Annotated in this window: 25 protein-coding genes, 1 tRNA gene and 1 pseudogene; 14 read left to right on the top strand and 13 right to left on the bottom strand. The window is 64.7% G+C overall.

Going from position 1 to position 22590, the window contains the following annotated elements:
* Positions 1–47: 47 nt before the first annotated feature.
* The 7 genes from MU852_RS03080 to MU852_RS03050 all read right to left on the bottom strand — a co-directional run bounded on the left by MU852_RS03080 (position 48) and on the right by MU852_RS03050 (position 5322).
* A complete protein-coding gene (locus MU852_RS03080; RefSeq protein ID WP_249750970.1) occupies positions 48–1151 on the bottom strand; it encodes an efflux MFS transporter permease in 1104 nt (367 codons plus the stop codon).
* On the bottom strand, positions 1148–1378 hold the full coding sequence (locus MU852_RS03075; RefSeq protein WP_249750969.1) for a hypothetical protein: 231 nt from the start codon (positions 1376–1378) through the stop codon (positions 1148–1150). The genes MU852_RS03080 and MU852_RS03075 overlap by 4 nt, the downstream gene beginning before the upstream one ends.
* 375 nt (positions 1379–1753) lie before the next feature.
* Complete coding sequence (locus tag MU852_RS03070; protein WP_249750968.1) at positions 1754–2302, bottom strand: TetR/AcrR family transcriptional regulator; 549 nt, start codon at positions 2300–2302, stop codon at positions 1754–1756.
* A 510-nt stretch (positions 2303–2812) separates the two neighbouring features.
* Positions 2813–3292, bottom strand: a complete 480-nt coding sequence (locus MU852_RS03065; protein ID WP_249750967.1) for a TetR/AcrR family transcriptional regulator — start codon at positions 3290–3292, stop codon at positions 2813–2815.
* A gap of 170 nt (positions 3293–3462) precedes the next feature.
* Positions 3463–3927, bottom strand: a complete 465-nt coding sequence (locus MU852_RS03060; RefSeq protein WP_249750966.1) for a CsbD family protein — start codon at positions 3925–3927, stop codon at positions 3463–3465.
* Positions 3928–3985: 58 nt separating this feature from the next.
* Positions 3986–5077, bottom strand: a complete 1092-nt coding sequence (locus tag MU852_RS03055; RefSeq protein ID WP_249750965.1) for an alpha/beta hydrolase — start codon at positions 5075–5077, stop codon at positions 3986–3988.
* A gap of 5 nt (positions 5078–5082) precedes the next feature.
* The gene (locus MU852_RS03050) at positions 5083–5322 is read right to left on the bottom strand and encodes a hypothetical protein (RefSeq protein ID WP_249750964.1); all 240 of its coding nucleotides are present in this window, start codon (positions 5320–5322) and stop codon (positions 5083–5085) included.
* Positions 5323–5439: 117 nt separating this feature from the next.
* On the opposite strand from MU852_RS03050, the gene MU852_RS03045 reads away from it, so the two are divergent.
* The 3 genes from MU852_RS03045 (at position 5440) to MU852_RS03035 (ending at position 7414) form a co-directional block, all read left to right on the top strand.
* Positions 5440–6441: a lipoprotein N-acyltransferase Lnb domain-containing protein gene (locus MU852_RS03045; protein ID WP_249750963.1), complete on the top strand. Its 1002-nt coding sequence runs from the start codon at positions 5440–5442 to the stop codon at positions 6439–6441.
* 86 nt (positions 6442–6527) lie between these two features.
* Positions 6528–6953 carry an Ohr family peroxiredoxin gene (locus MU852_RS03040; RefSeq protein ID WP_039248765.1) on the top strand — a complete coding sequence of 142 codons (426 nt, stop codon included), beginning with the start codon at positions 6528–6530 and terminating at the stop codon, positions 6951–6953.
* Positions 6950–7414 carry a MarR family winged helix-turn-helix transcriptional regulator gene (locus tag MU852_RS03035; RefSeq protein ID WP_039248752.1) on the top strand — a complete coding sequence of 155 codons (465 nt, stop codon included), beginning with the start codon at positions 6950–6952 and terminating at the stop codon, positions 7412–7414. Before MU852_RS03040 ends, MU852_RS03035 begins: the two co-directional genes overlap by 4 nt.
* A 220-nt stretch (positions 7415–7634) precedes the next feature.
* Here the strand turns inward: MU852_RS03035 and MU852_RS03030 are convergent, their stop codons facing one another.
* Together MU852_RS03030 and MU852_RS03025 are read right to left on the bottom strand one after the other, a co-directional pair.
* On the bottom strand, positions 7635–9218 hold the full coding sequence (locus tag MU852_RS03030) for a phytoene desaturase family protein (RefSeq protein ID WP_249750962.1): 1584 nt from the start codon (positions 9216–9218) through the stop codon (positions 7635–7637).
* Positions 9205–9906 (bottom strand): TetR/AcrR family transcriptional regulator, encoded by a 702-nt coding sequence (locus tag MU852_RS03025; RefSeq protein WP_249750961.1) that lies wholly within the window; start codon positions 9904–9906, stop codon positions 9205–9207. The genes MU852_RS03030 and MU852_RS03025 overlap by 14 nt, the downstream gene beginning before the upstream one ends.
* A 483-nt stretch (positions 9907–10389) precedes the next feature.
* On the opposite strand from MU852_RS03025, the gene MU852_RS03020 reads away from it, so the two are divergent.
* The gene (locus tag MU852_RS03020) at positions 10390–10776 is read left to right on the top strand and encodes a hypothetical protein (protein ID WP_249750960.1); all 387 of its coding nucleotides are present in this window, start codon (positions 10390–10392) and stop codon (positions 10774–10776) included.
* A gap of 120 nt (positions 10777–10896) precedes the next feature.
* Here MU852_RS03020 and MU852_RS03015 read toward each other — a convergent pair whose 3' ends face one another.
* Positions 10897–11400 (bottom strand): hypothetical protein, encoded by a 504-nt coding sequence (locus MU852_RS03015; protein WP_249750959.1) that lies wholly within the window; start codon positions 11398–11400, stop codon positions 10897–10899.
* Positions 11401–11970: 570 nt separating this feature from the next.
* Positions 11971–12891 (bottom strand): IS1595 family transposase, encoded by a 921-nt coding sequence (locus MU852_RS03010; protein ID WP_249750958.1) that lies wholly within the window; start codon positions 12889–12891, stop codon positions 11971–11973.
* Between the two features lie 68 nt (positions 12892–12959).
* Here MU852_RS03010 and MU852_RS03005 point away from each other — a divergent pair.
* The 5 genes from MU852_RS03005 to MU852_RS02985 all read left to right on the top strand — a co-directional run bounded on the left by MU852_RS03005 (position 12960) and on the right by MU852_RS02985 (position 16655).
* Positions 12960–14116 (top strand): IS3 family transposase gene (locus tag MU852_RS03005; protein ID WP_249751843.1). Its coding sequence is split into 2 segments (ribosomal slippage): positions 12960–13179 and positions 13179–14116, totalling 1158 coding nucleotides; the frame shifts between segments, so codons are not numbered across the junction.
* A gap of 24 nt (positions 14117–14140) precedes the next feature.
* Complete coding sequence (locus MU852_RS03000; RefSeq protein WP_249750957.1) at positions 14141–14302, top strand: hypothetical protein; 162 nt, start codon at positions 14141–14143, stop codon at positions 14300–14302.
* 81 nt (positions 14303–14383) lie between these two features.
* Complete coding sequence (locus MU852_RS02995) at positions 14384–14635, top strand: DUF3489 domain-containing protein (protein ID WP_249750956.1); 252 nt, start codon at positions 14384–14386, stop codon at positions 14633–14635.
* On the top strand, positions 14635–15048 hold the full coding sequence (locus MU852_RS02990; protein ID WP_137720926.1) for a DUF2924 domain-containing protein: 414 nt from the start codon (positions 14635–14637) through the stop codon (positions 15046–15048). The genes MU852_RS02995 and MU852_RS02990 overlap by 1 nt, the downstream gene beginning before the upstream one ends.
* Positions 15045–16655 carry a recombinase family protein gene (locus MU852_RS02985; protein ID WP_137720927.1) on the top strand — a complete coding sequence of 537 codons (1611 nt, stop codon included), beginning with the start codon at positions 15045–15047 and terminating at the stop codon, positions 16653–16655. The genes MU852_RS02990 and MU852_RS02985 overlap by 4 nt, the downstream gene beginning before the upstream one ends.
* Positions 16656–16924: 269 nt before the next feature.
* Here the strand turns inward: MU852_RS02985 and MU852_RS02980 are convergent.
* Together MU852_RS02980 and MU852_RS02975 are read right to left on the bottom strand one after the other, a co-directional pair.
* A tRNA-Ala gene (locus tag MU852_RS02980) sits at positions 16925–17000 on the bottom strand.
* A gap of 210 nt (positions 17001–17210) precedes the next feature.
* Positions 17211–17669: a TIGR02300 family protein gene (locus MU852_RS02975; protein ID WP_249750955.1), complete on the bottom strand. Its 459-nt coding sequence runs from the start codon at positions 17667–17669 to the stop codon at positions 17211–17213.
* Positions 17670–17796: 127 nt separating this feature from the next.
* Here MU852_RS02975 and aroA point away from each other — a divergent pair.
* The 5 genes and pseudogenes from aroA to mscL all read left to right on the top strand — a co-directional run bounded on the left by aroA (position 17797) and on the right by mscL (position 22590).
* A pseudogene (aroA, locus tag MU852_RS02970) lies at positions 17797–19106 on the top strand (3-phosphoshikimate 1-carboxyvinyltransferase).
* Entirely contained in the window at positions 19103–19747 is a 645-nt protein-coding gene (gene cmk / locus MU852_RS02965; protein WP_249750954.1) for a (d)CMP kinase, read from the top strand. Before aroA ends, cmk begins: the two are co-directional and overlap by 4 nt.
* Before the next feature lie 154 nt (positions 19748–19901).
* Positions 19902–21605: a 30S ribosomal protein S1 gene (gene rpsA, locus MU852_RS02960; protein WP_249750953.1), complete on the top strand. Its 1704-nt coding sequence runs from the start codon at positions 19902–19904 to the stop codon at positions 21603–21605.
* Positions 21606–21859: 254 nt separating this feature from the next.
* Entirely contained in the window at positions 21860–22150 is a 291-nt protein-coding gene (locus tag MU852_RS02955; protein ID WP_249750952.1) for an integration host factor subunit beta, read from the top strand.
* A gap of 17 nt (positions 22151–22167) precedes the next feature.
* On the top strand, positions 22168–22590 hold the full coding sequence (mscL, locus tag MU852_RS02950; protein WP_249750951.1) for a large-conductance mechanosensitive channel protein MscL: 423 nt from the start codon (positions 22168–22170) through the stop codon (positions 22588–22590).

Below are 22590 nucleotides of genomic sequence, written 5' to 3'. Positions count from 1 at the left end.
AGGGCTCATGTCTGTCATGGCGCGGTACGTCTCAGGCGAAAGGGGGGTCAGATGGCGGCTGCGCCGGCGGCGCTTGGCGTATCGGCGGATTTGGGCGCATTGCGCATTTTCAACATCGTTCGGAGCGTAAAGATCACGGTCAGGACGAGCTGAGTTATCGCGACCCAGAAGATCAACCAGAACACGTCGTTGAAGGCGAGCACGTTGGCCTGCTGGGTGACCTGCTGGGCCACTGTTGAAAGGCCTTGAAGGCTTTGCCCGGCAGGATCAGCGATACTGGAACGAAAAGCGCCGCTATAGGTCTGCAGCAGGCTGGCGACTTGGGGATCCGATCCGACGAGTGTTTCGGACAGATAGGCGGCGTGATGCTGGGCCCGCCAAATCTGAAAGGTGCCGAGGATGGCGCCCCCGAGCACACCGCCGATCACCTGAGTCACGCCGAAGGTGACGGAAAAAGTGATGACCGACCCGAAGCCTCGCTGCACGAGCTGCCCGATGCCCAAAATCACGGCGGCTCCCATGAACATGGCGGCGGCGAAACCGATCAGCGCTTGGCTGACGTAGAGATTGGCCGGCGCGGTCTGCACCGTGGAATGCGCGTCCATCCAGGCGCCGATCGCGATCAGGATCAGAGTTCCCAAAGACTGGATGATCACCAGCTTGGGCGAGATCATGAGCATGACCGCGCCCGCCAGCACCCCGGCTACGGTGGCGAAGGCGACGATGACATAGAGATGCTGGACCTGTTCTGGCGCCATGCCCAGCGCCTGAAGAAGGCCGGTCGATCCCACAGGCTGCTCGGACAACAACATGCGGACGAAAAGGATGGCGATGGCGAAGCGAAAGTATCCGCCGGTCAGAAACCAGCGCGTATCGACCAAGGGATTTTCCCGATAGTGCTCGAACGTCCAGCCGATCAGGATCAGGGCCACGCCCGCGGCCAGGGCCCAGCCGAGCCAGGGACGGTCGAACCACCATTCAAGTCGCCCGAGCCCGAGAACGGCCACCACCAGCGCAAAGCCTGAGGCAAAAAGCAAAAAGCTGACAATGTCCTTCCACTCGAAGGTGTGGATGCGGATTCCAGGGGGAATGCGCACGATCAGCACGGCAGCCAGACTGGCCACGGCGAGACCGGCTTCAAGGGCGCTCACTCCATGCCAACCCCGAGATCGATCAGCATTGGCGAGAGGATGCGGGCGAGCGGCATGCCTAGCTGGGAGGCTCCGATCCCCAGGACCAGGGCCTGCAGCTTGTATTTCGGCGGGAGAGCCTGGAGCATATAAAAGACGGTCAGCGCGCCCATTGCCGCGCCCGTGACGCCGGAGATCGCCCGCACCCCCAGGGCGATCGGATAGCCTGTGACGAAGAGCTCCGCCACGGCTGCTCCAGCGTAGAATGGTCAGAAAGACCATGACGAATCGAGAGATGCCGAATTGCTGGCGATACTTCACCAGAAGCAGATTCATCGCGACGTTCGTCATGATGTAGATGCTGCTGAGCCAGGCGCCCTGGACGGGAGTCAGACCGAGTTCGCCCTGGATCTGATTGAGGTTCACGGACACCAGAGCCGTGCCCAAGGATCCCGTCAAACCCAGAAGCAAGGCCACGAGGCCGTATTTCAGCCTCTCGGAGCCCGGCATGTCCGGTGTTGACGGCGAGCCCGGTATCATGGGCCGCTCGTGCGGCTTCCAGTCCGGAACGTCGCCGATCGTCTGACCGAGCTTTTCGCGCGGGGCGAACAGGGGAACGCGGCTCATTCCGAACCCCTCAGAAGGCCGTCGAATATGAGACTTACGACCTTCTTTCGGGTCGATGCATCGGGCGCGCTTCGCATGCCGACACCGATCATTTGCGCCGCGATCAACACCAATTCCGGCGTGAGATCGTGACGTATCCGGCCCGCCCGTATCGCGGCCTCGAGCGGTTCCTTCAGAGCGGTCTTGAGCCGATTTCGCAACGCGACCATGGCGGGCTCGTCAGGGGGCAACATGCGCCACGCCTCGGCCAACGCCGCATCCCGTTCCGACGCCGCCGCCGCTTCTTCCAGGAAGACCTTGATCTTCCCTTCCAAAGGGGATGGCGTCATCGCCGCAATGAGCGTGTCGACTTCCGATTCAACGACCGCCGCCAACAAGGCGGCCCGATCCGGAAAGTGACGATAGAGAGTGCCTCGCCCGAGCCCTGCCGCGTCTACGATCGCGTCAAGAGGCGCATATACCCCCTGTTCAGCGAATACCGTTCGTGCCGCGCTTAGCAGGGCCAAGCGATGCCGCACGACATCTCTGCGTTCGATCTTCGTCATCGAATACGAAATGGACGAAAATGTCCGGGTTGTAAAGTGGCGATTGATACTGAACTTGTGTGGGCTCGCGTTGGATATCGGAGCGTCAACGGGTTTCACCGCGCCTTCGCGCTCGTGCCCCTCTCGAATTCAAAACGTCATGGAATACCAGATCGGCGCAAATCCGGACGCTTGGATCGCCGGCTTCGGGTTCACCTCGCCGCATTTCGGGACGATGATCAGATTGCCCGAACGGTGGTGCTGTTGGACCGGTCGTTCAAGGCACACCGTGACGATGCTACCGAAGCCGAGCTGCTCGGCGTCGAGGGCCGCCGGTCCAGCTTCTTTGAAGAAGAGTCATGTCGGCGCTTATGTCCGGCAGATCCAGCGTTTGGACGGTCTATGAGCCTGAACCAGTGAGCTCATTCCGCAGATTGCGAGTTGGATGGCGCGGTCGAAAGCAGCGAAGGGGTTGGCTTTGACGCTCCGCTCATTGCGCAAATGAAGCATTGAGGGCCGCAGCTTGGAATCTCAGACAGCCTCGTGGGGCGTGATGATTTGGTTGACCAGTCGCCAGGCCCGATCCGCCAGATCCCTACGCTCCGCTTCGTTTCGACCGTAGAGGGCGCCGCTCATCAAGGTCAGAAGCAATAGGACGTCCGCTGGTTGGAGGTCTTTTCGGCAAGCACCGGCCGCCGAGGCCCGCTCGATGAGGCCATAGAAGGTCGCCGTCAGGCGTTCCAGGGCCGTCTGGATTTCCGGGAGGCGCCGGTCCGCCTGCTGCCAATAGTCAATCAGGGGCGAGCGCAAGGTGATGCGATCGGCGACGAAGCGGAGCAGGATCAGGAAGCCGTCATCCTGATCGGCCACGCGTGTGGCTTCCGCTTCGACCTCCTGAAGTCCGCGCTGGAGCAGCGCCATGATCAGGGCTTGTCGGTCGGCGAAATTGCGAAACAGGGTGATCCGCGCCCCGCCCGCGCGCTGGGCGATCAGATCAAGCGGCGCGTTCAAGCCCATCTCGACGAAGGCGGCTTCGGCGGCGTCCAGGAGTTGGGTGCGGTTCTGTTGGGCGTCCGCCCGGTGTCTGGCCATGCGGTCGTTGGATGGGACCAGTCCGCCGCTGTCAAGCCCGCCAGCAGGAGGGGCGGGCGACTCGACGGCGGACATCGTCGATTTCGTTTTCAATCGCCCCGGCGCGCCTTGGCCTGATGGTCGAGCCAGTCGCGGGTGTCGCTGAGCCAGGTGTTGACCTGCGCGGCGGCGGCGTCGCGGGTCAGGTCGAACCGGGTCTGAAGGCGCGAAACCAGCAGATCGATGTCCGCCTCCACCGCCTCGCGCCGGTCGGCCAGGTCCGCCCTGGCGTCATCGACCTGGGCCTTCGCGGCCGCCCAGCGATCGGCCATCACGGTGTTGAAACGGTCCCCTTGGGCCTGGAGGGTTGCGACCGGCTGATGCTCCTTTTGCCAGCGGTTCATGGCTTCCTCGGTCTGCTCCGCCGCGAGGCCGAACTCCCTCTGGACCAGGCCCGCGATCTCCCTGAGGTTGCCCTTGATCGCTCCGGTCTGGTCATCGAGGCTTTCGGCCCACAGGCGCTGTATGCGCCCCGAAATGATCTTCCATTCGCCGGCCAGCTGGTTCTTGTTCATCGAAGCGGTCCGTGTGCTTGGCTGTCTGGGACAGGCTGAGTGATATGGATTTTATCTTTTAATCCCGCTCCACGGATGCACCTTGATGTGGATCAATCACCGGTCGGGGAGAACTGAGGGCGTCCGCTTCGTCCACTTCGACGCGCGGCCCCGGCGGTGTGACGTCCCGGGCGTCATCTGCGATCGTGCGCGTGTCCGAGGGCGCGACCGCCTCGGCGGGGGCGGCCTGGGGCTGACGCGTCACCGGAGCCTTTTGGGAGATGTCGGAAGTGATCGCCTCGGCGACGTCCAGAACCAAGGCGCCTAGCGGCAGGTCGGAGCTTCCCGACAAGCCCGGGCCGGACACCAGGCTGCTGCCCAGCAGCCGGACCACCTCGGGGCTCTCTGAGAAGACTGAATGGTTCAGCCGGTCACGGCCGCGGACATCGGCCAGATTGATGACGGTGACGCCGCCGGTCCGCTCCAGCTGGCTGCGGATAGGCTCCTCGGAGGGGTCGAGGGCGCCGACGCGTTGCACGCCTCCGGCAAGCAGGCGCGAAACCCGCAGGGCCTGGTCGTCGCGCGAGACCAGGAAGGTGAAATGGGGCCGGTCAGGGCCCAGAACCGCGACCTGCTGGGCGAAGACGTCCACGTCCAGGTCCGGCGCGGCGAGGATCACATTCTCGATCTTTGGGTCGACCCGTCCCTCGCGGATCGCGTACTGGCGCAGCGCCTCGACCGCGATCCAGCTGCCCATCGAATGAGCCATGACGGTGACCTCGGTCACATTCGGATTGCGCGCGGCCAGCCGGAGCAACTGTTCCAGGGCGTCGCGTGAATAGTTGGCGCTTTCCCTATCGTAGACATAGGCATAGATCCGGCCCAGCGAGGGCCATGTGAACAGGACCGGCGCGGCCTGGATGCCGGAATCATTCGTCAGCTGGGCGAGGGAATAGACGGCCCGGTCGAACGGCACATTGAAGCCGTGCACGAAAATCAGCAGGCGGCCTTCCTTCAGTTGCGCGTTCATCCACGCCTCGGCCGAGGCGTCGTCGACGACCGGATCGATGGAGAGGGTGGCGAACTCCCGCGCGGGATCGGCCTCGCGCCGACGCGGCCATTCGACGGCGCCGATCTGGTGGGCAGGAGGGATCGAGACGTCGACCACCATGGCCGTCAGGTGTTCCCCCTCTTGCCTGAATAGACCACGCCCGGCGCCTCGGTTGGGGCGCGCGTGGAATAGACCAGCATGCTGATCTCCTGCACGCCCGGATGGGGCGTGGTGATCGGCAGCAGCACGCCGGACGGCGCGGTTGCGCACGCCTGGACCCCCAGGCCGAGAAACAGCAGAAGGCCCAGCGCCAGGGCTCGGGGCAGGGAGCCTGGACCGGCCCAGGCCGTTCGAAAGGGAATCATTGATCGCACGCCTGGATGCCGCTACCGATTATTGGAACTCGACGTATCATTTGGGTTCGCGCTGATCCAGTCAGATTATCGGTGTCGACCCGATGCCAGGACGACGCGAGGAAATAAGTGTTGAATCGAACGGCGCGCGCCGCGGCGAGCCTTCTCATCGTGGTCCTGGCGGTCTTCTGCGCCCTGGCGATCCGCTACTGGGTCCCGTGGCCGGTCTGGATTCGCGATGCGGGCGCAGTTGCGTTCCCCGTGCTGGTCCTGGGGCTGTGGTTCGCGCCGGCGCGATGGCGGCGCGCGAGGCGCGGCGTCGCGGCCGCCATGCTCGCCATTGTCCTGACGGCTTACTGGACCAAGTCGCCAGCGCCTCAGGACTGGCGCGACCTGCATGCTCAGGAGGCTTGGGCGGTGATTGAGGGCGACCGGGCGACCATCCACAATTTCCGCGACGCCCTACATGATCCTGGCGTCGCGTCGACGCCGCGCTGGACCACAGCGACTTTCGATCTCGCGACCCTCGAGGGGATGGATCTGATCCTCCAGCCGTTCGGCGACCTGAAGGCGATGGAGCATGTGATGCTGTCGTTCCGGTTCGCCGACGGCCGTCACGTCGTCGTCTCCATGGAGGCGCGCCAGGCGAGGGGCGCCGAGTTCGACCCCCTGGCGGGCTTCTTCCGGCGCGACCCCATCTATCCGGAACTGGCCACCGAGCGCGACCTGTTCTGGGAGCGGTTGGCCAGGACGCCGCCGGACGAGATCCAGATCTATCCGATCCGCCAGAGCCCTGAGGTCGTCCGCGTTTATTTCGAGCGCATCCTGCGGTTCACGACCCAGGTTCACGAGCGCCCCAAGTTCTATTCGACCCTGACCGAGAGCTGCATGACCTCCTTCATCAACCTGGCGCCCGAACGTTTCGCCTCGGTGCCATGGTATGATTTGAGGCGCTGGATTCCCGGCTATGCCCTGCCGCTGTTCCAGCAGCTGGGTCTCGTCGACGACACCATCCCCGCCGATGCGCTGGCGCGGGTCAGCAGCCTGCCAACCGATGTTCGACCCCCGTCGGAGTTTCCGGACGATGCGTCCTGGAGCGCCTATCTCCGAGCGCAGCTTTCAGCAAGGTGATCCGCAGCGGCGCCTCTCGGTGCGAGCTAGATATTCCATGGCCGCGCGAATATATGGCTAGCCATATATTTCTGTCAGGTGGAATGATGAGCGCTCTCTACACAACCAAGGTACACGCCGTCGGCGGCCGCGCCGGCTCTGTTCGCAGCGAGGACGGATTGCTCGACCTTCCACTCGCCCTGCCCCCGAGCCTTGGCGGCAAGGGAGACGCGACCAATCCGGAACAACTGTTCGCCGCAGGTTACGCCGCCTGCTTCGGCAACGCCGTGATCCACATCACCCGCAATCGGGAAAAGAAGATCGGAGACGACGGCGTCGAGGTCACCGCGACCGTGGGCATGGAGCCCAATGCCGGTGGGGCGTTCGCCCTTACCGTAGCGCTCGATGTCACCATCGCTGGCGTCGATCAGGAGGCGGCCGAAGCGATCGTCGAGGAGGCGCACAAGGTCTGCCCCTATTCGAACGCGACCCGGGGCAATATCGATGTCGCGCTTTCTGTGAAGACGCGGTGAAACCAGACACCGATCCGGCCGAAGGGGAAGACCTGCTCAGGCTCGACCATCAGGTCTGCTTTCCGCTCTATGCGGCGACGAACCTCATGCAGCGGCTCTACAGGCCGCTTCTTGAACCCCTGGGCCTCACCTACGCCCAGTATCTCGTTATGCTCCTATTGTGGGCGCAGGCGCCGATGTCCGTCGGAAAACTGCGTGCCTGCCTCCATCTCGACATCGGGACTTTGAGCCCGCTTTTGAAACGCATGGAGCGGAGCGGGCTCATCACACGGCGGCGCGACGCCGACGACGAGCGCCGCGTCCTCGTCGCACTGACACCGCTGGGGTGCGCCCTGCGGGATCGCGCCCGAAGCATTCCCGCGGAACTTTCAAGGAAGACGGGCATGAGGCCGCGTCAGGTCGACGACCTCCGCGAGCGGGTGCAAACGCTGGTCACGCAGCTGGCGGGCGCCCAGGCCTAGACTGCAGGGAAGGGCTGACTTGGGGATCTTCGATGCCGCAACAGACCCGGCAGACTTGGCGCCGCAGCCTGAATCAGCGCCCGACAAAGGGGCTTCCCAGGTCGCCGACACGTTATGACCCGCTCTTGGATCGAAACTGTCCCTACACCCCCGGAACTGAAGTGCGATGCGAGGCGCCGCCGGACCCAGGTTGAATTGCGTCAGCGCGTCTTGATGACCTTCATCGTAGATCCTTGAGCAGCACCTTGGCCGCGCTGCGTCCGCTGGCGCCCCACACGCCGCCGCCCGGATGGGTGCTGGCGCCGGTCAGATAGACGCCGTCGATCGTTGTCTTGTAACCGGCCAGGTCTGGCAGGGGTCGGAAACCGAACATCTGGTCCATGCTCATTTCCAGATGGGTGACGTCGCCCTGGACGAGGCCGATCCGGCGCTCGATCTCCAGCGGCGACTGGATGTAGCGATCGATCAGCTTGCCCTTCATGTTGGGGGTGTATTCGCAGACCACGTCCCAGATCTTGTCGGCTTCGCGCTCGGCGATGTCATCCCAGTTCTCACCGTCGAGATGGTAGGGATGATAGGAGGACCAACTGTAGAGCAGGTGCTTGCCCTCGGGCGCCAGGGTGGGATCGACGGCGGTGAAGCTCATCTGCATCACCGGCGGATAGTCGGGCGTGCGGCCGACACGGCCCAGGTTCATCGATCGCGTGAGGGTGTCGACGGTGGGACACAGCAACTGCATGCCGTGATGGCATTCGCCCACCCCACGGGTGTTGAGCGCCTGGCCCGCATACGCCGGCAATTCCGAAACCGCCTGGCGCACCATGAAGCCCGACCCATTCATCACCTTCAGCGCCTCGAGCCGGCGCACCAGGTTCGGCTCGACCAGATCGCGATCAAGCAGCTTCAACAAGGCGGTCTGGACGTGGCATCCAAACAGGACGGTCTTGGCCTGCACGGTCTGGTCGCCGGCGCGGACCTCGAAGCGGGCGCCGCCGGCCGAGGAGAGGCTCGAAACCTTTTCCACCTCCGCATTGGTCAGGATCGTCCCTCCCATGGCTTCGAAGGCGCGGCCCAGGGCGACCGAGACCATGCCCGAGCCGCCGATGGCGCGATAGGCGCCGTCCTCGTGGATCATGCCGTAGTGGCCCAGGATGGTGGCGCTGGAGGCCGCGTCCGGATGTGGGCCGTTCTGCGCCCCCAGCCAGACCAGGGCGGCCTTCAATTCCTCGCTCTCGAACAGTTCCTCAAGCAGCCGGGTGGAATCGATCAGAACCTGGCGCACGAGGTCGTCGGCCTTGAGCGCGGTGCGCACCGCCCCGGGTCGGGAGAAGGCCGCCTTGATCACAGAGGCGATCGTCTGTCCCATCTGGGGCGGCGCCGACATCGCCGGCCATATCAGCCGCTGGACGTCGGCCCAGGTGGTCATGAACTCGCGATATGTTTCGGCGTCGCGCGGATTGATCGCCGCAATGCTGTCGCAGGTCTTGTCCAGGCTACGGTAGAAGGTGATGGCCTTGTCCGTGCCCCGAATGGGGTAAAAGCCCCATGGGTCCAACTCAATATATTCAAGACCGTGCTCGGCGAGACCAAGGTCCTCCATGATGCCCGTGGTCGGGAAAAGCACATGGATCGAGGAGCCTATATCGACCTTGTAGCCGCCGAACATTTCCTCGGTGCAGGCCGCGCCGCCGATCACCGGCCTGCGTTCCAGCACCGCCACCTTCTTGCCCGCCTTGGCAAGATAGCAGGCGCTGACCAAGGCGTTATGGCCCGCGCCGACGACAGCGACATCATAGGTTGGCATCGGAACACTCCTGTTGGAAAGGCGAAGGAGCCGAGGCGGCCCCCAGTAAAAGCTCGACCACCGCGGCAACATGGCGGCGACGGTCCTCGGCGGTCTCTTTGGGGTCGACGCCGAACAACATCCGCCGACGCGGGCCGACGACGGCGGCTTCAAACAGAATGGTGGCCATGCGCTCGACGTCGGGCGCCTCAAGCTCATGGCGATCCGCCGCCCCGCCGAGGATCGTGGCGATGACACGCACGGGCCGGGCGCTCGAACGGTCGAACATGGATTGCACCAGATCGGGATCGTGATCCCGCGCCCACAGCAGCAGGCGCTCGATGGCCCGGAGTTCGGTCTCCGCCGACGCCTCGAGCATTTCCGAGAGCAGAGAGGCGAGCCCGGCACGCCAGTCTCCATCCAGCACCGGCCGACGCAGCGGCGCCAGCCGGAGTTCCACAGCGTGGTTCAACACAGCCAGAAACAGGGCCTGTCGCGTCGGAAACCTCGCATAGAGAGTGCGCTTGGACACATGGGCGGCCTGGGCCACCGCGTCAATCGTGACGCCTTCCAGATCATTTGCGCACAAAAGCTGAAGGGCGATGCTCAGGATGTGAGTCTCAAGCTTGGCGGCGACGTCCTGGGTGGGCCGACCGCCTTGGGCCGGGCGCGGCTGCAGCACGAGATCCTTGGTCGCCGCCTTCATCATGGGTTGTCAACGCAAACGGTCCGAAAGCGTTCCGTTTTAGGCTCCTAGAGCCTCTAGACCTCCGCTGGCCCCAGAACAGGTGACCGCCACGGACAACAAGTTGGACCCTGCAACCTATGCGACCGATGCAGTACCATGTACGCTAGGGCAGTAGGTCAAGTTAGCGACCACATCGGTGGGGCGGCATGCTCGCCAGCCCGAGCGGCCCCGCCGCGATAATTCCATTCTCGTTCGACGTGTTGAACTGAAGGTGTGACGTGACCCCCTGAAACTCCTCCAGGAATAGCTAGAGTCCGCCCTAACGAAGGACGGACAGAATGAAACGATCAAGGTTCACGGAAGAGCAGATCATTGGGGACCTATATACGTGTGTGACCTTGCCCGTCGCCTCTCTGCGAGAGGCCACCGATGGGTTGTTGATGACCAGGAGTGTATGAGGGGTTATACTAGGCAAGCCGCGCGGAGCTGAGTAGTTGCAGCATCATGGCTGGCTGGGGCGTGGGAGGCGAGCTGGTGTTAATGGGGCTTCTGGCCGCGATAGTGGTTCCGACTTCAGAAACGTGGAGTTGCACATTCGATGAAGATCATCCAAACGGTGGCTACACCACAACTTTTGTCGTTGGTAGTGATCGCGTCGTAGAGACGGGGCTCATGCCCTATGGCTATGAGGTCCTTGAGGATAACTACGAGCACCTCACTTTTGCCCGGTCACAATACAACGCGATGCTCAACGCGGGTTTTCGGCTCGACCAAGTCGCTGTGGTTGTAACGATTGATCGCGACACGAATGCGGTTAAAAAGATCTTCCTTCAGGATCACGGAGAGCAGACGTCCATCCAAAGGGGATCGTGCGAAAGGATCGACGTCTGAGCGCTTATAGGTGGCGTTTCACATACTGATACCGATGTCTAGACTCTCCCCTAACTGAGGTTCCGCACGTCGCTCAGGACGCGGCTTCATGCGGGAACGTATTCGGAACGGTGACTTGTTCTACAGACCGTGTGCGTTCCCCCAATATCGAGCAGGCTCATACACGTCCTCCTTCGGCCAGTAGCCTCGACCCTCGATCTGCACGATCTGGTCTTGAGCACGCCATAGGATCGTTCCTAGGGCTTTGATCGGATCAGCCCCTTTTACGACCAAGCCGCGCCCAGAAAGAGCTTCATGAAGCTGACGGCGGCTCATCGGCTGGCCGTGCTGGCGCAGGATTTCTATCGCTGCTGGGATGAGTACTGCAGGCTTCGGATTGTCTGAGACGCGTGTGCGCTTGACAGGTGATTCGGCGCTTTGGACCGGGAGACTCACGTCTCGGGACGGAGTAGCTGTGGACGAGTCATCGACCGACAAGTCGCCCGTCATAGATGATTTGATCGCCGCCTCACCGTGGAGCAGGACTGTCGCTTTTTCCGCTGAGTCCACAAATTGCTGAAGGATTGCAATCTGTTGCTGGAGTGCTGCAATCCGCTCTCTGGCTTCCGTCAGGATGTCGGTCATAGATGCCTCCTGTGTGTCGAAGGTCATCTACCACGTATTTAATCCAGCGGGGAAACTTTGAGGCGGCATTCGGGACTAGGCGCCGGGCATAAGTCCGCTATTGTGGCTTTGGTAACCACGTCGCGAGGCTCGCCAATGAAGTGATGACACCCTGAACGACAAAAGCCCCCGCATGAGCAGGGGCTTCCGTTCATACAACAAGCACGTCGCCGCGCCGATCTTCGGAGGTGAGAGCCTGAATTCTGGCGCAGCGGCGATTCCCTGTCAACTCCATACAGGAGGCTGCCATGGATCCGACGCCGCATTATCCGGTCAATCAGTACCGGCGCATCACCAAGGCTGGAAAAATCCAGATGGTGAGAGAGCATTGGAAGCCGAAGCCGCGACCGCACCAGCGGCGCTAATCGGAAGGGCCGTCAGGTTTGGGCTTCGGCCCAGGTCTGGCGGCCTTCTTCTTCTGGCCTGGCGCGGGAGTTACCTCTTCGGGCTTGGTTTGGGCGAAGCGCCTTAGCGCCTCTCCGAAATCCATGTTGAGATAGAGCGGCCGCTCAGGTTTCGGTGCCTCGTCGCTCATGCGGTCAGCACCTTCCAAGGCATAGGACCTTCGATTTGCGACAGCAGGGCCGTGGTGCGCTGCCCCTTGTCCATGTCGCGGCGGTTCAGGCGGAACGTCATCTCGTTAAGATAGGCGTCCATGTGCTTGGGCGAGATGAAGTGGTGAGTGCCGTGATACTGGCGCTTGAAGAGAGCCCAGAGGCTTTCGACGGCGTTCGTGGTCGCCTTGCCCGACACGTACTCGCCCGCGCCATGGTTGACGGTCTGGTGGTCGTAGCGGGCATTCAGGCCGCGATAGCCACGGTGTTCGTCCGTGTAGACCGTGGCTCCGGCCTCGACGTGGTTCTGAATGACGCCGTGAAGCGTCTCTGACTTCACGTTGTCGATCACGCCAGCACGCACTTGCCCGCCGCGCTGCACCAGACCCATGACGACCGTCTTGCCGATCAGACCACGACCGACGTGCTTCTTCTTGCTCTCGTGCTTGTTCTTTTCCAGACCGCCGACAGCTGTTTCGTCCACTTCCACTTCGCCCGACAAGGGCGCGTTGAAGCTGTCCGTGCGGGCAGCGTGGCGAAGGCGATGCAGGACGAACCAAGCCGATTTTTGGGTGATGCCCAGATCAGTCGCCAGCGTCGTCGAGGCGATACCTTTCGGGTGGTTCGTGATCATCCAGATAGCAGCATACCAGGTGCGCAGGGGCAGCTTGGTGTCTTGGAAGATGGTGCCGACCTTGATGGAGAAACGCTTGCGGCACTCGTAGCACTTGTGGGTGTTCGTGCCGGTCAGCGTCCCGATCTTCGCCGCGTTCGCGTTGCCGCAGAGGGGGCAGAACTTGCCATTCGCCCAACGGATCGCCGTCAGGTGGTCGATAGCCGACTGCTCCGTCGGGAGGGCCGCGAAGAGTTGGGGAAGGGTTTTGAACGACTGGATCACGGCTCGACTCCTGCCCTTGTTATGGGGCATTCAGCACACTGGGTCAAGCACGTATATAGGTCCCCAACATTGGGATCCTGCGGGAGCAGGAGGCCGGTGTGACGACGGCGGAGGTGTGCCGGCGTCATGGGGTCAGTTCGGCGACCTTTTACAAATGGAAGGCCAAGTTCGGCGGTCTCGACGTTTCGGAGGTTCGGCGGTTGAAGGCGCTCGAGGACGAGAATGCTCGGCTCAAGCGGATGCTGGCGGACGCGATGCTGGACAACGTGGCGCTGAAGGACCTGCTGGGAAAAAAGTGGTGACGCCCGCCGGCTATCGCGAGGCGGCTGGTCATCTGCAGGCCGCCTACGAGATGAGCGAGCGGCGGGCATGCCGTGTGCTGGGCGTCGATCGGACGAGCGTGCGCTATCAGGCGACGCGCCCGGACGACGGCGCCCTGCGCGACCGGCTGAAGGCCCTGGCCCAGGAGCGTCGCCGGTTCGGCTATCGCCGCCTGCACGTCCTGCTGCGGCGCGAGGGTCATGCGGTCAACAGGAAGCGGGTCCAGCGGATCTATCGGGAGGAGCGACTGACGGTCCGTCGACGCGGCGGTCGGAAGCGAGCGATGGGGACGCGGCGACCGCTGGAGCTGCCACTGGCGGCGAACCAGCGCTGGTCGCTGGACTTCGTGGCCGACCAGATGACTGACGGGCGGCGCTTCCGCATTCTGACGGTGATCGACAACTGCACGCGTGAATGCCTGGCGCTGGTGGCCGACACCTCGCTGTCGGGCGCGCGGGTCGTGCGGGAGTTGGACGCCGTCATCCGGCAGCGGGGCCGGCCCGACACCATCGTCAGCGACAACGGGACGGAATACACCTCGAACGCGGTCCTGGCCTGGTCCGACGACACCGGCGTCGGCTGGCATTACATCGCGCCCGGCAAGCCCCAGCAGAACGGCTTCAACGAGAGCTTCAACGGACGCCTGCGCGACGAGTTGCTGAACGAGACGCTGTTCCGATCCCTGCCGCACGCCCGCGCAGTGCTGGAGGCGTGGCGACGCGATTACAACGAACGGCGTCCGCACTCGAAGCTCGGGTGGTTGACGCCACAGGCTTATGCAGAAGCGCTCAGCGGACAGATCGGCCGGTCCGCTGCGCTGGTTGGGGGCTGCGCTGACCGGCCTCTTGCCAACCCCGACAACCCCAGTTCAGATCAACCCAGGACTCTCGTTATGGCTGGATGAGAAACGGGGGTCACGTCAGAAGACATGATGTTGTCGGCGATCTGGACGCGGCTGGAGCAGGCGGGGGACCTGGCCACGGCCTCCGACGTGATGGCTGCCCTGCCAGATGTGGCGGCGCTCGCGGATGAGACGGCCATATTGGCCCGCGCCCTGGAACTCCTTCGGCGGACAGAATCCGAAGGCTGAGATTTCTCCTTCTTCCATTGGACTTGGCGGCGGAAGCAAGCGTTGGTCGCTCCACCGCAAGGGTGCGGATGGAGAGAAATCATGAACCAGAACAATATGAAGCCGGCTGGCGAAGGTGCGTCACAGCCCGCGCGCTTCAGCAAGATCAGCCAGGTGGTCGCCCTACTGCGCCGCCCCGAAGGCGCCACGGCGGCTCAGATCATGGCGGCGACCGGCTGGCAGGCCCACAGCGTGCGCGGCGCCATCGCCGGGCAGATCTGCAAGAAGCTGGGCCTGACGGTCGCGACCGAGAAGGTCGGGGGCCTGACCGTCTATCGCATCACGGCCGCCTGATGGCGGAAGACACGGTGACCCTGGAGGGCCTGCGGGCGGAATGGCGGGACAAGTTCATGACCGCTCCGCCAAAGCTCAGATCCCGCGACCTGATGGCGCGGGAGATCGCCTATCGCGAACAGGTCGCCCGCGAGGGCGGCCTGTCCCGGACGATGGAACAGCGCCTGGCCAGGTTGGCGGAGCGGTTCGCCGAGGACGAGGCCTACCAGCCGTCCCAGGCCCCGAGGATTAAGCCCGGTAGCTGCTTCGTGAAGGACTGGCGAGGCGAACGCCATGAGGTCTGGGTGAAGGAGGAAGGCTTCAACTACCGGGGTAGGGACTTCGCTTCCCTCAGTCAGGTCGCCTTCGCCATCACCGGCACCAAGTGGAACGGACCGGCCTTCTTCGGTCAGAGGAAAGCGGGGCGGCCATGAAAGCCCTCCGCTGCGCCATCTACACCCGTAAATCCACCGAGGAGGGGCTGGAACAGGGCTTCAACAGCCTGCACGCCCAGCGGGAGGCCTGCGAGGCCTATGTCCTGTCCCAGGCCGGCGAAGGCTGGCAGGCCCTGCCCAGGGAATATGACGACGGCGGCTATTCCGGCGGCAGCATGGAGCGACCGGGGCTGAAGCAACTCATGGCCGACATCGCCAAGGGCGAGATCGACATCGTGGTGGTCTACAAGGTGGACCGCCTGACCCGGTCGCTGCCGGACTTCGCCAAGATGGTGGAGGCCTTCGACGCCAGGGGCGTCAGCTTCGTCTCGGTGACCCAGGCCTTTAACACCACCAACAGCATGGGACGGCTGACCCTGAACGTGCTGCTGTCCTTCGCCCAGTTCGAGCGGGAGGTCACGGCCGAGCGGATCCGAGACAAGATCGCGGCGTCCAAGGCCAAGGGCATGTGGATGGGAGGGCCGCCGCCGCTGGGATACGATGGCGTGGACCACAGGCTGATCCCGAACGCCGATGAGGCGCCCACGGTCAGGATGATGTTCGAGCGATACCTCGAACTGCGCTCGGTCCTGGAACTACAGGCCGAACTGAGGCGACAGGGCGTTCGATCCAAGCTCCGGACGACCAAGGCCGGCAAGGTTCGGGGCGGGGCCGTGATCAGTCCCGGCGCCTTGCGGCTGATCCTGATGAACCCCGTCTACAAGGGCGCGCTCAGGCACAAGGAGAAGCTGGTCGAGGGGGCGCACGAGGCGATAGTGCCTCCCGAGACCTGGGAGGCCGTCAACGCGGCTTTGACACGACGCAGCCAATCGCTCGCCGAGGATCGCGCCCGGGGAACCAGCGGCCTTCTCTGCGGCATCCTGAAGGATGACCGGGGGCATACGATGCGGCCGGTGCATACCAAGGGGAAGGCTGGCCAGCGTTACCGGTTTTACTCCTCGGTCGCCCTGGAAAATGGAAGGAAGGACGAGGCCGGTAGCGTGACGCGAATCTCCGCCGGGGTGATCGAGGCCTTCGTCGCCAACAGGATCCTTCCGGCGCTCGATCCAGCCTGGAGGCTGGACGCCGAGCCCGACCAGCGTTTGAGAACCGCCATGGCCAAGGTCACCCTGGGCGAGACTCAGGTTCGTATCCTGACGGCCAAGGGAGCGATTCCTGGTGACCGAACGATCCAGGGCGCCGAACGAGAGGAGCGGGCCGATGGCGAGATCGAGTGGATCCTGCCGGTCCGGCTGAAGCACCGGCACAACGCGGTCTTGATCGAGGCCGAGGGACAATCCCCAACGGCCGCCAATCGGATCGATCGCGCCCTGGTCAGGGCCGTCGCCATGGCCAGGCGATGGACGGCCGACCTCAGGACCGGTCGTCATGGATCGACCGCCCAACTGGCCAAGGCCGAGAATCTCTGTGTTCGCTACCTCGGCCAGATCCTGCCCCTGGCCTACATGGCGCCGGATCTGGTGGAGCAGATCATCGCGGGACGTCAGCCCCAGGCCCTGTCACTCGGCGCCTTGATCGCCCATCCCTTCCCGATGGATTGGAACGAGCAGCGCAGGCTGTTCATGGCCATCGGCGCGGTCGGCTAGACCCGACCCTTCCTCACGATCGGAGACTTAAATCCCGCCGCCGGTCCTCCGGCGGCGGCTCGGTTCGGGCTAACCCTTCTCCGCGGACACCTGCGGCCAAACCCGGAAGTGGAAACATGGGCCTGGAGAATGGGGCGGGGAACAGCCGGCCAAACCGCGCGGAAATCCTCTCCACGGCGGGATTGGCGTCCGCGTTAACCGTCTAACTGTCTGAAAAGAGTGGCCAGTCTCCCCCTTCCCCGGCCGGCCGGTGAAAGGGGGAGACTGATTGGTGGAGCTAAGCGGAGTCGAACCGCTGACCTCTTGAATGCCATTCAAGCGCTCTACCAACTGAGCTATAGCCCCGGACCTTTCGGTCTGGTCCGCCCGGTTCATCTTGCGATGGCCCCCGGCGAGGCGGCGGAAACTATGTCAGGGCTTTTCGGTGATCAAGCCCGTTTTCAGATTTATTTTCGCATCGCTTCCATTTGCGAAAATTCTTCGTGTTTTCAACCTTGAAGGCGGAAAACACTCGGCCTGCCGCGCCGCGTGACGCGGCAGGCGCAACCCCTGGGATCAGTCGTCGTCGCGCGACGGCTTGGCGATGTCCTCGTCGATGGAATCGTCGTCGTCGTCCTCGATGAACGGCACGGAGTCGTCATCGTCGTCGTCCAGGACGTCGTCGTCGTCGCCGTCGGACGAGTTCATGCCGGCGTCGTCGTTGTTGTCGCTCGCGTCGTCATCGTCGTCGGGCGTCAGGATCGGCTCATGGCCTTCCTCGTCGATCTCCGGCGCGCGGACGTCCTCTTCCTCGTCGTCGTCGCTGTCGGCGGCCTTGTCCTTGACCTGGTCCTCGGCGTCCTCGTCGTCGGCGGGATAGCCGGGACGGACGCGGCGGCCGCGCAGCTTCAGCGCTTCTTCCGGATCGAAGTCCGTGCCGCACTTGGGGCAGTGGGCGGGGCGACGGTTCAGGTCGTAGAACTTCGCCTGACAGTTCGGGCAGACCTGCTTGGCGCCCAGTTCGGGATTGGCCACGGGAGGAGACTTTCCAACGGATTGAATTTCGGGGCGGTCCCTTGCCACCCCTTAGGGCCGCTGTCAAAAGCTGTCTTTCGCGCGCCCGCGCGGCGTTCCCCCATGATCCAGCCTGAAGCGGGTGCCGATGCCTTCCCAACTGACCGCCCGACGCTCGACCGCCCTGTCGGGGAGGGTGCGCGCGCCGGGCGACAAGTCGATGTCGCACCGGTCGATGATTCTGGGCGGCATGGCCTCGGGCGTCACCGAGGTGGAGGGGCTGCTGGAAGGCGACGACGTCCTGGCCACGGCCCGCGCCGTCCAGGCCTTCGGCGCCCGCGTCGACCGCCTGGAAGACGGCAGATGGCGGGTCGAGGGCGCGGGCGGTTTTCGCACCCCGCGGTCGGTCATCGACTGCGGAAACGCCGGAACGGGGGTGCGCCTGCTGATGGGGGCGGCGGCCGGCTATCCGCTGACGGCGACCTTCGACGGCGACCAGTCGCTGCGCAAGCGGCCGATGAAGCGGGTCACCGGACCCCTGGCCGACATGGGCGCGCGCTTCGACTGGCTGGCGGCCGAGGACCGGCTGCCGGTGGCCCTGACGGGCGGGGCGTTGAAGGCCGTCGACTATGTGCAGACGGTCGCCTCGGCCCAGGTCAAGTCGGCGATCCTTCTGGCCGGGCTGAACGCCGACGGCGTGACGACGGTGGTCGAGCCGGAGAAGAGCCGCGACCACACCGAGCGGATGCTGCGCGCCTTCGGCGCCGAGGTCGGGGTTCAGGACAACGGCGAGGGCTGGACAATCTCGCTGAGAGGCGGTCAGCCGCTGACGGGAACCTTCGTCGCCGTGCCGGGCGACCCGTCGTCGGCCGCCTTTCCTTTGGCCGCCGGCTTGATCGTCCCCGGTTCGGAAGTGACGGTCGAGGGCGTCATGCTGAACCCCCTCCGAACCGGACTGTTCGACACCTGGATCGCCATGGGCGCGGACCTGACGATCGCGAACCGGCGCAACGCGGGGGCGAGGCGGTCGGCGACATCACCGCTCGGCATTCGAAGCTCAAGGGGATCGTCGTGCCCGAGGCCCGGGCCGCTTCCATGATCGACGAATATCCGATCCTGGCCGCCACCGCCGCCTTCGCCGAGGGCGTCACCGTCATGCGCGGCGTCGGTGAGATGCGCGTCAAGGAAAGCGACCGGATCGCGCTGATGGCGGCGGGTCTTCGCGCCTGCGGCGTCCAGGTGGAGGAGGAGCCCGAAGGCTTCATCGTCACCGGTTCGGCCTCGGTGGCCGGCGGCGCGACCGTCCACACCGCCCACGACCACCGCATCGCCATGAGCCACCTGGTCCTGGGCCTGGCCGCGCAGGAGCCGGTGTCCGTCGACGAGCCGGGCATGATCGCCACCAGCTTCCCCGGCTTCGTCGACATGATGAACGGCCTGGGCGGAGAAATGGGGTGACCCTGGTCATCGCCGTCGACGGACCCGCCGCCTCGGGCAAGGGCACCATCGCCGCGCGCCTGGCGCGGACATACGGCCTGCCGCACCTGGACACCGGCCTGCTGTATCGCGCCGTGGGGGTGAAGGTGCTGGGAGACGGCCATTCGCTGGACGACGCCGAGGCCGCCGCCGCCGCCGCCTGGTCCCTGGTTCCGGCCGGCCTGACGGAGGACGAACGCCTGACCACCGGCGAGGCGGGCGAGGCGGCCAGCCGCGTCGCGGGCCATCCCGCCGTTCGCGCCGCCCTGCTGGAGCTGCAGCAGGCTTTCGCCGGGCAGCCGGGCGGGGCGGTGCTGGACGGGCGCGACATCGGCACGGTGATCGCGCCGGACGCCGCGGCCAAGCTGTTCGTCACCGCCACGCCCGAGGTCCGCGCCACGCGGCGCTGGAAGCAGCTGACGGCGCGCGGCATCGATATTTCCTTCGACGCCATGCTGGCCGACATCCGCCGCCGGGACGAGCGCGACGCCGGCCGCGGCGCCGCCCCGATGGTGCAGGCGAAGGACGCGGTCTTGCTGGACACCACCGACATGGGTATAGAGGCCGCCTTCGATGCGGCCCGCCGTATCGTCGAGACCGCGCGAGCGAGACACGGGCTCTGAGCCCCGATCGCAAATCCAACGCGCCGGCCTCGATCTCCGCGGGCGTTCCTGGCCGACCGGTCTCGCATCCGACGACCTGACTATCCTTTCAATCCATCCCGCGCGGGACCGTCCGGTCGCGCGCCCTAGCCCTTACAGGACGCTTCTCGGCTCCATGACTGACACTCTCACCCCCACCCGCGACGATTTCGCCGCCCTTCTCGACGAACAGCTGCAAGGCCGCGACTTCGGCGAAGGCCAGGTCGTTCACGGCCGCGTCGTCGGCATCGAAAAGGACATCGTGATCATCGATGTCGGCCTGAAGACCGAAGGCCGCATCGCCATGCGCGAGTTCGGCCAGGGCGAAGACGCCAAGCTGCCCAAGGTCGGCGACAACGTCGAGGTTTACCTGGAGCGCGTCGAGAACGCCCTGGGCGAAGCCGTCATCAGCCGCGATAAGGCCCGCCGCGAGGAAGCCTGGACCCGTCTGGAAGCCGTGTTCGCCGAAGGCCAGCCGGTCAACGGCGCCATCGTCGGCCGCGTCAAGGGCGGCTTCACCGTCGACCTGGGCGGCGCCTCGGCCTTCCTGCCGGGCTCGCAGGTCGACATCCGTCCGGTCCGCGACGTCGGCCCGCTGATGGGCAAGGAGCAGCCCTTCGCCATCCTGAAGATGGACCGTCCGCGCGGCAACATCGTCGTCTCGCGTCGCGCCATCCTGGAAGAAGCCCGCGCCGAACAGCGCACCGAGCTGGTCGGCCAGCTGCAAGAGGGCGAAGTCCGCGAAGGCGTGGTCAAGAACATCACCGACTACGGCGCGTTCGTGGACCTGGGCGGCATCGACGGCCTGCTGCACGTCACCGACATGTCGTGGAAGCGCGTCTCGCACCCGTCGCAGGTCCTGGCCGTCGGCGACACTGTCAAGGTGCAGATCGTCAAGATCAATCCGGACACCCAGCGCATCAGCCTGGGCATGAAGCAACTGCAGTCGGACCCCTGGGACGGCGTGGAAGCCAAGTATCCGGTCGGCGCCAAGTACACGGGCCGCATCACCAACATCACCGACTACGGCGCCTTCGTGGAGCTGGAAGCCGGGGTCGAGGGCCTGGTGCACGTCTCGGAAATGTCCTGGACCAAGAAGAACGTCCATCCGGGCAAGATCGTCTCCACCTCGCAGGAAGTGGACGTGGTCGTGCTGGACGTCGACGCCTCCAAGCGCCGCATCTCGCTGGGCCTGAAGCAGGCCCAGGACAATCCGTGGGACGCCTTCGTCGCCAACCACCCGATCGGCTCGACCGTCGAGGGCGAAGTCAAGAACGCCACCGAGTTCGGCCTGTTCATCGGTCTGGACAACGACATCGACGGCATGGTGCACCTGTCCGACCTGGACTGGTCGGTGTCGGGCGAGGAAGCCATCCAGCGCTACCGCAAGGGCGAGATGGTCAAGGCCAAGGTCCTGGACGTCGACGTCGAGAAGGAACGCGTCTCGCTGGGCATCAAGCAGCTGGGCGGCGATCCGATCGGCGAAGGCGACACCTATCGCCGCGGCCAGCAGATCACCGTCACCGTCTCGTCGATCGAGACCGGCGGCATCGAGGTCAAGTTCGGCGAGGACGACGCGCCCGTCACGGCCTTCATCCGCAAGTCGGACCTGTCGCGCGACCGTAACGAGCAGCGTCCGGAACGCTTCTCGGTCGGCGACCGCGTCGACGCCATGATCACCGCCGTGGACAAGGCCTCGCGCCGCGTCTCGGTGTCGATCAAGGCGCTGGAAATGAAGGACGAACAGGAAGCCATCGAACAGTTCGGCTCGTCCGACTCGGGCGCTTCGCTGGGCGACATCCTGGGCGCCGCGCTGAAGAACGCCGGCTCCAAGGAGTAAGGACTCTCAAATCGCGGAGCGCCTCGCGCTCCGCGACGGAGGCCAAGATCGGGCGGCGGGGGATCACCTCGCCGCCCTTTTTTGCGTCCGGGCGCGCGTCGGCGCCCGCCTGTCCCCTTGCGCCTCTGTCCGGCAACCGACATGGTGCCGTCGAACGAAGGCGCGCAAAGGGGCTTTGTGCAATGTCGTTCGGGGGTTAGGGTGGACCGAACCTCAAAGCACGTCTCAGCGGAAGGGTCAGGGCAGGGGCTTTCATGATCAAGTCGGAGATGATCGAGAAACTGGCGGCCGAGAACACCCATCTGACCCATGCGGAGGTGGAGCGGCTGGTCAATGTCATTCTCGGCAAGATGACCGACGCCCTGTCCGAGGGCGGCCGGGTCGAACTGCGCGGCTTCGGCGCCTTTTCCGTCCGGTCGCGGCCCGCGCGGCAGGGCCGCAACCCGCGCACCGGCGAGACCGTCGACGTCCCCGCCAAGGCGGTGCCCTTCTTCAAGAGCGGCAAGGAATTGCGCGAACGTCTGAACGCATCCGGCGACGCCTGAACCGTAAGGAGCATCCCATGAGCCTGGTTTCCGAATTCCGCGAGTTCGCGGTCAAGGGCAACGTCGTCGACCTGGCCGTCGGCGTCATCATCGGCGCGGCCTTCAACGGCATCGTCAAGAGCCTGGTGGACCAGGTGGTGATGCCGCCCATCGGCCTGATCACCGGCGGCATCGACTTTTCCAAGCTGGAATGGGTGCTGCGGCCCGAGAATCCGGCGACCGAAGAGGTCGAGAAGGTCGCCATCCAGTACGGCGCCTTCCTGAACACCGTCATCCAGTTCCTGATCGTGGCCTGGGTGGTCTTCCTGGTGGTCAAGGGCGTCAACGCCCTGCGCCGTCAGCAGGCGGCCCAGCCCGATCCGGCGCCGGCGGCCCCGACCCCGACCGAGGCCCTGCTGACCGAGATCCGCGACGAACTGAAGGCCCGCCCCAACCCCTGA

This window comes from Brevundimonas albigilva, assembly GCF_023503965.1.
GTDB classification, from domain to species: domain Bacteria; phylum Pseudomonadota; class Alphaproteobacteria; order Caulobacterales; family Caulobacteraceae; genus Brevundimonas; species Brevundimonas albigilva.
Note: the sequence above shows the minus strand (reverse complement) of the source record. Positions and strands in the feature narration are given on the sequence as shown.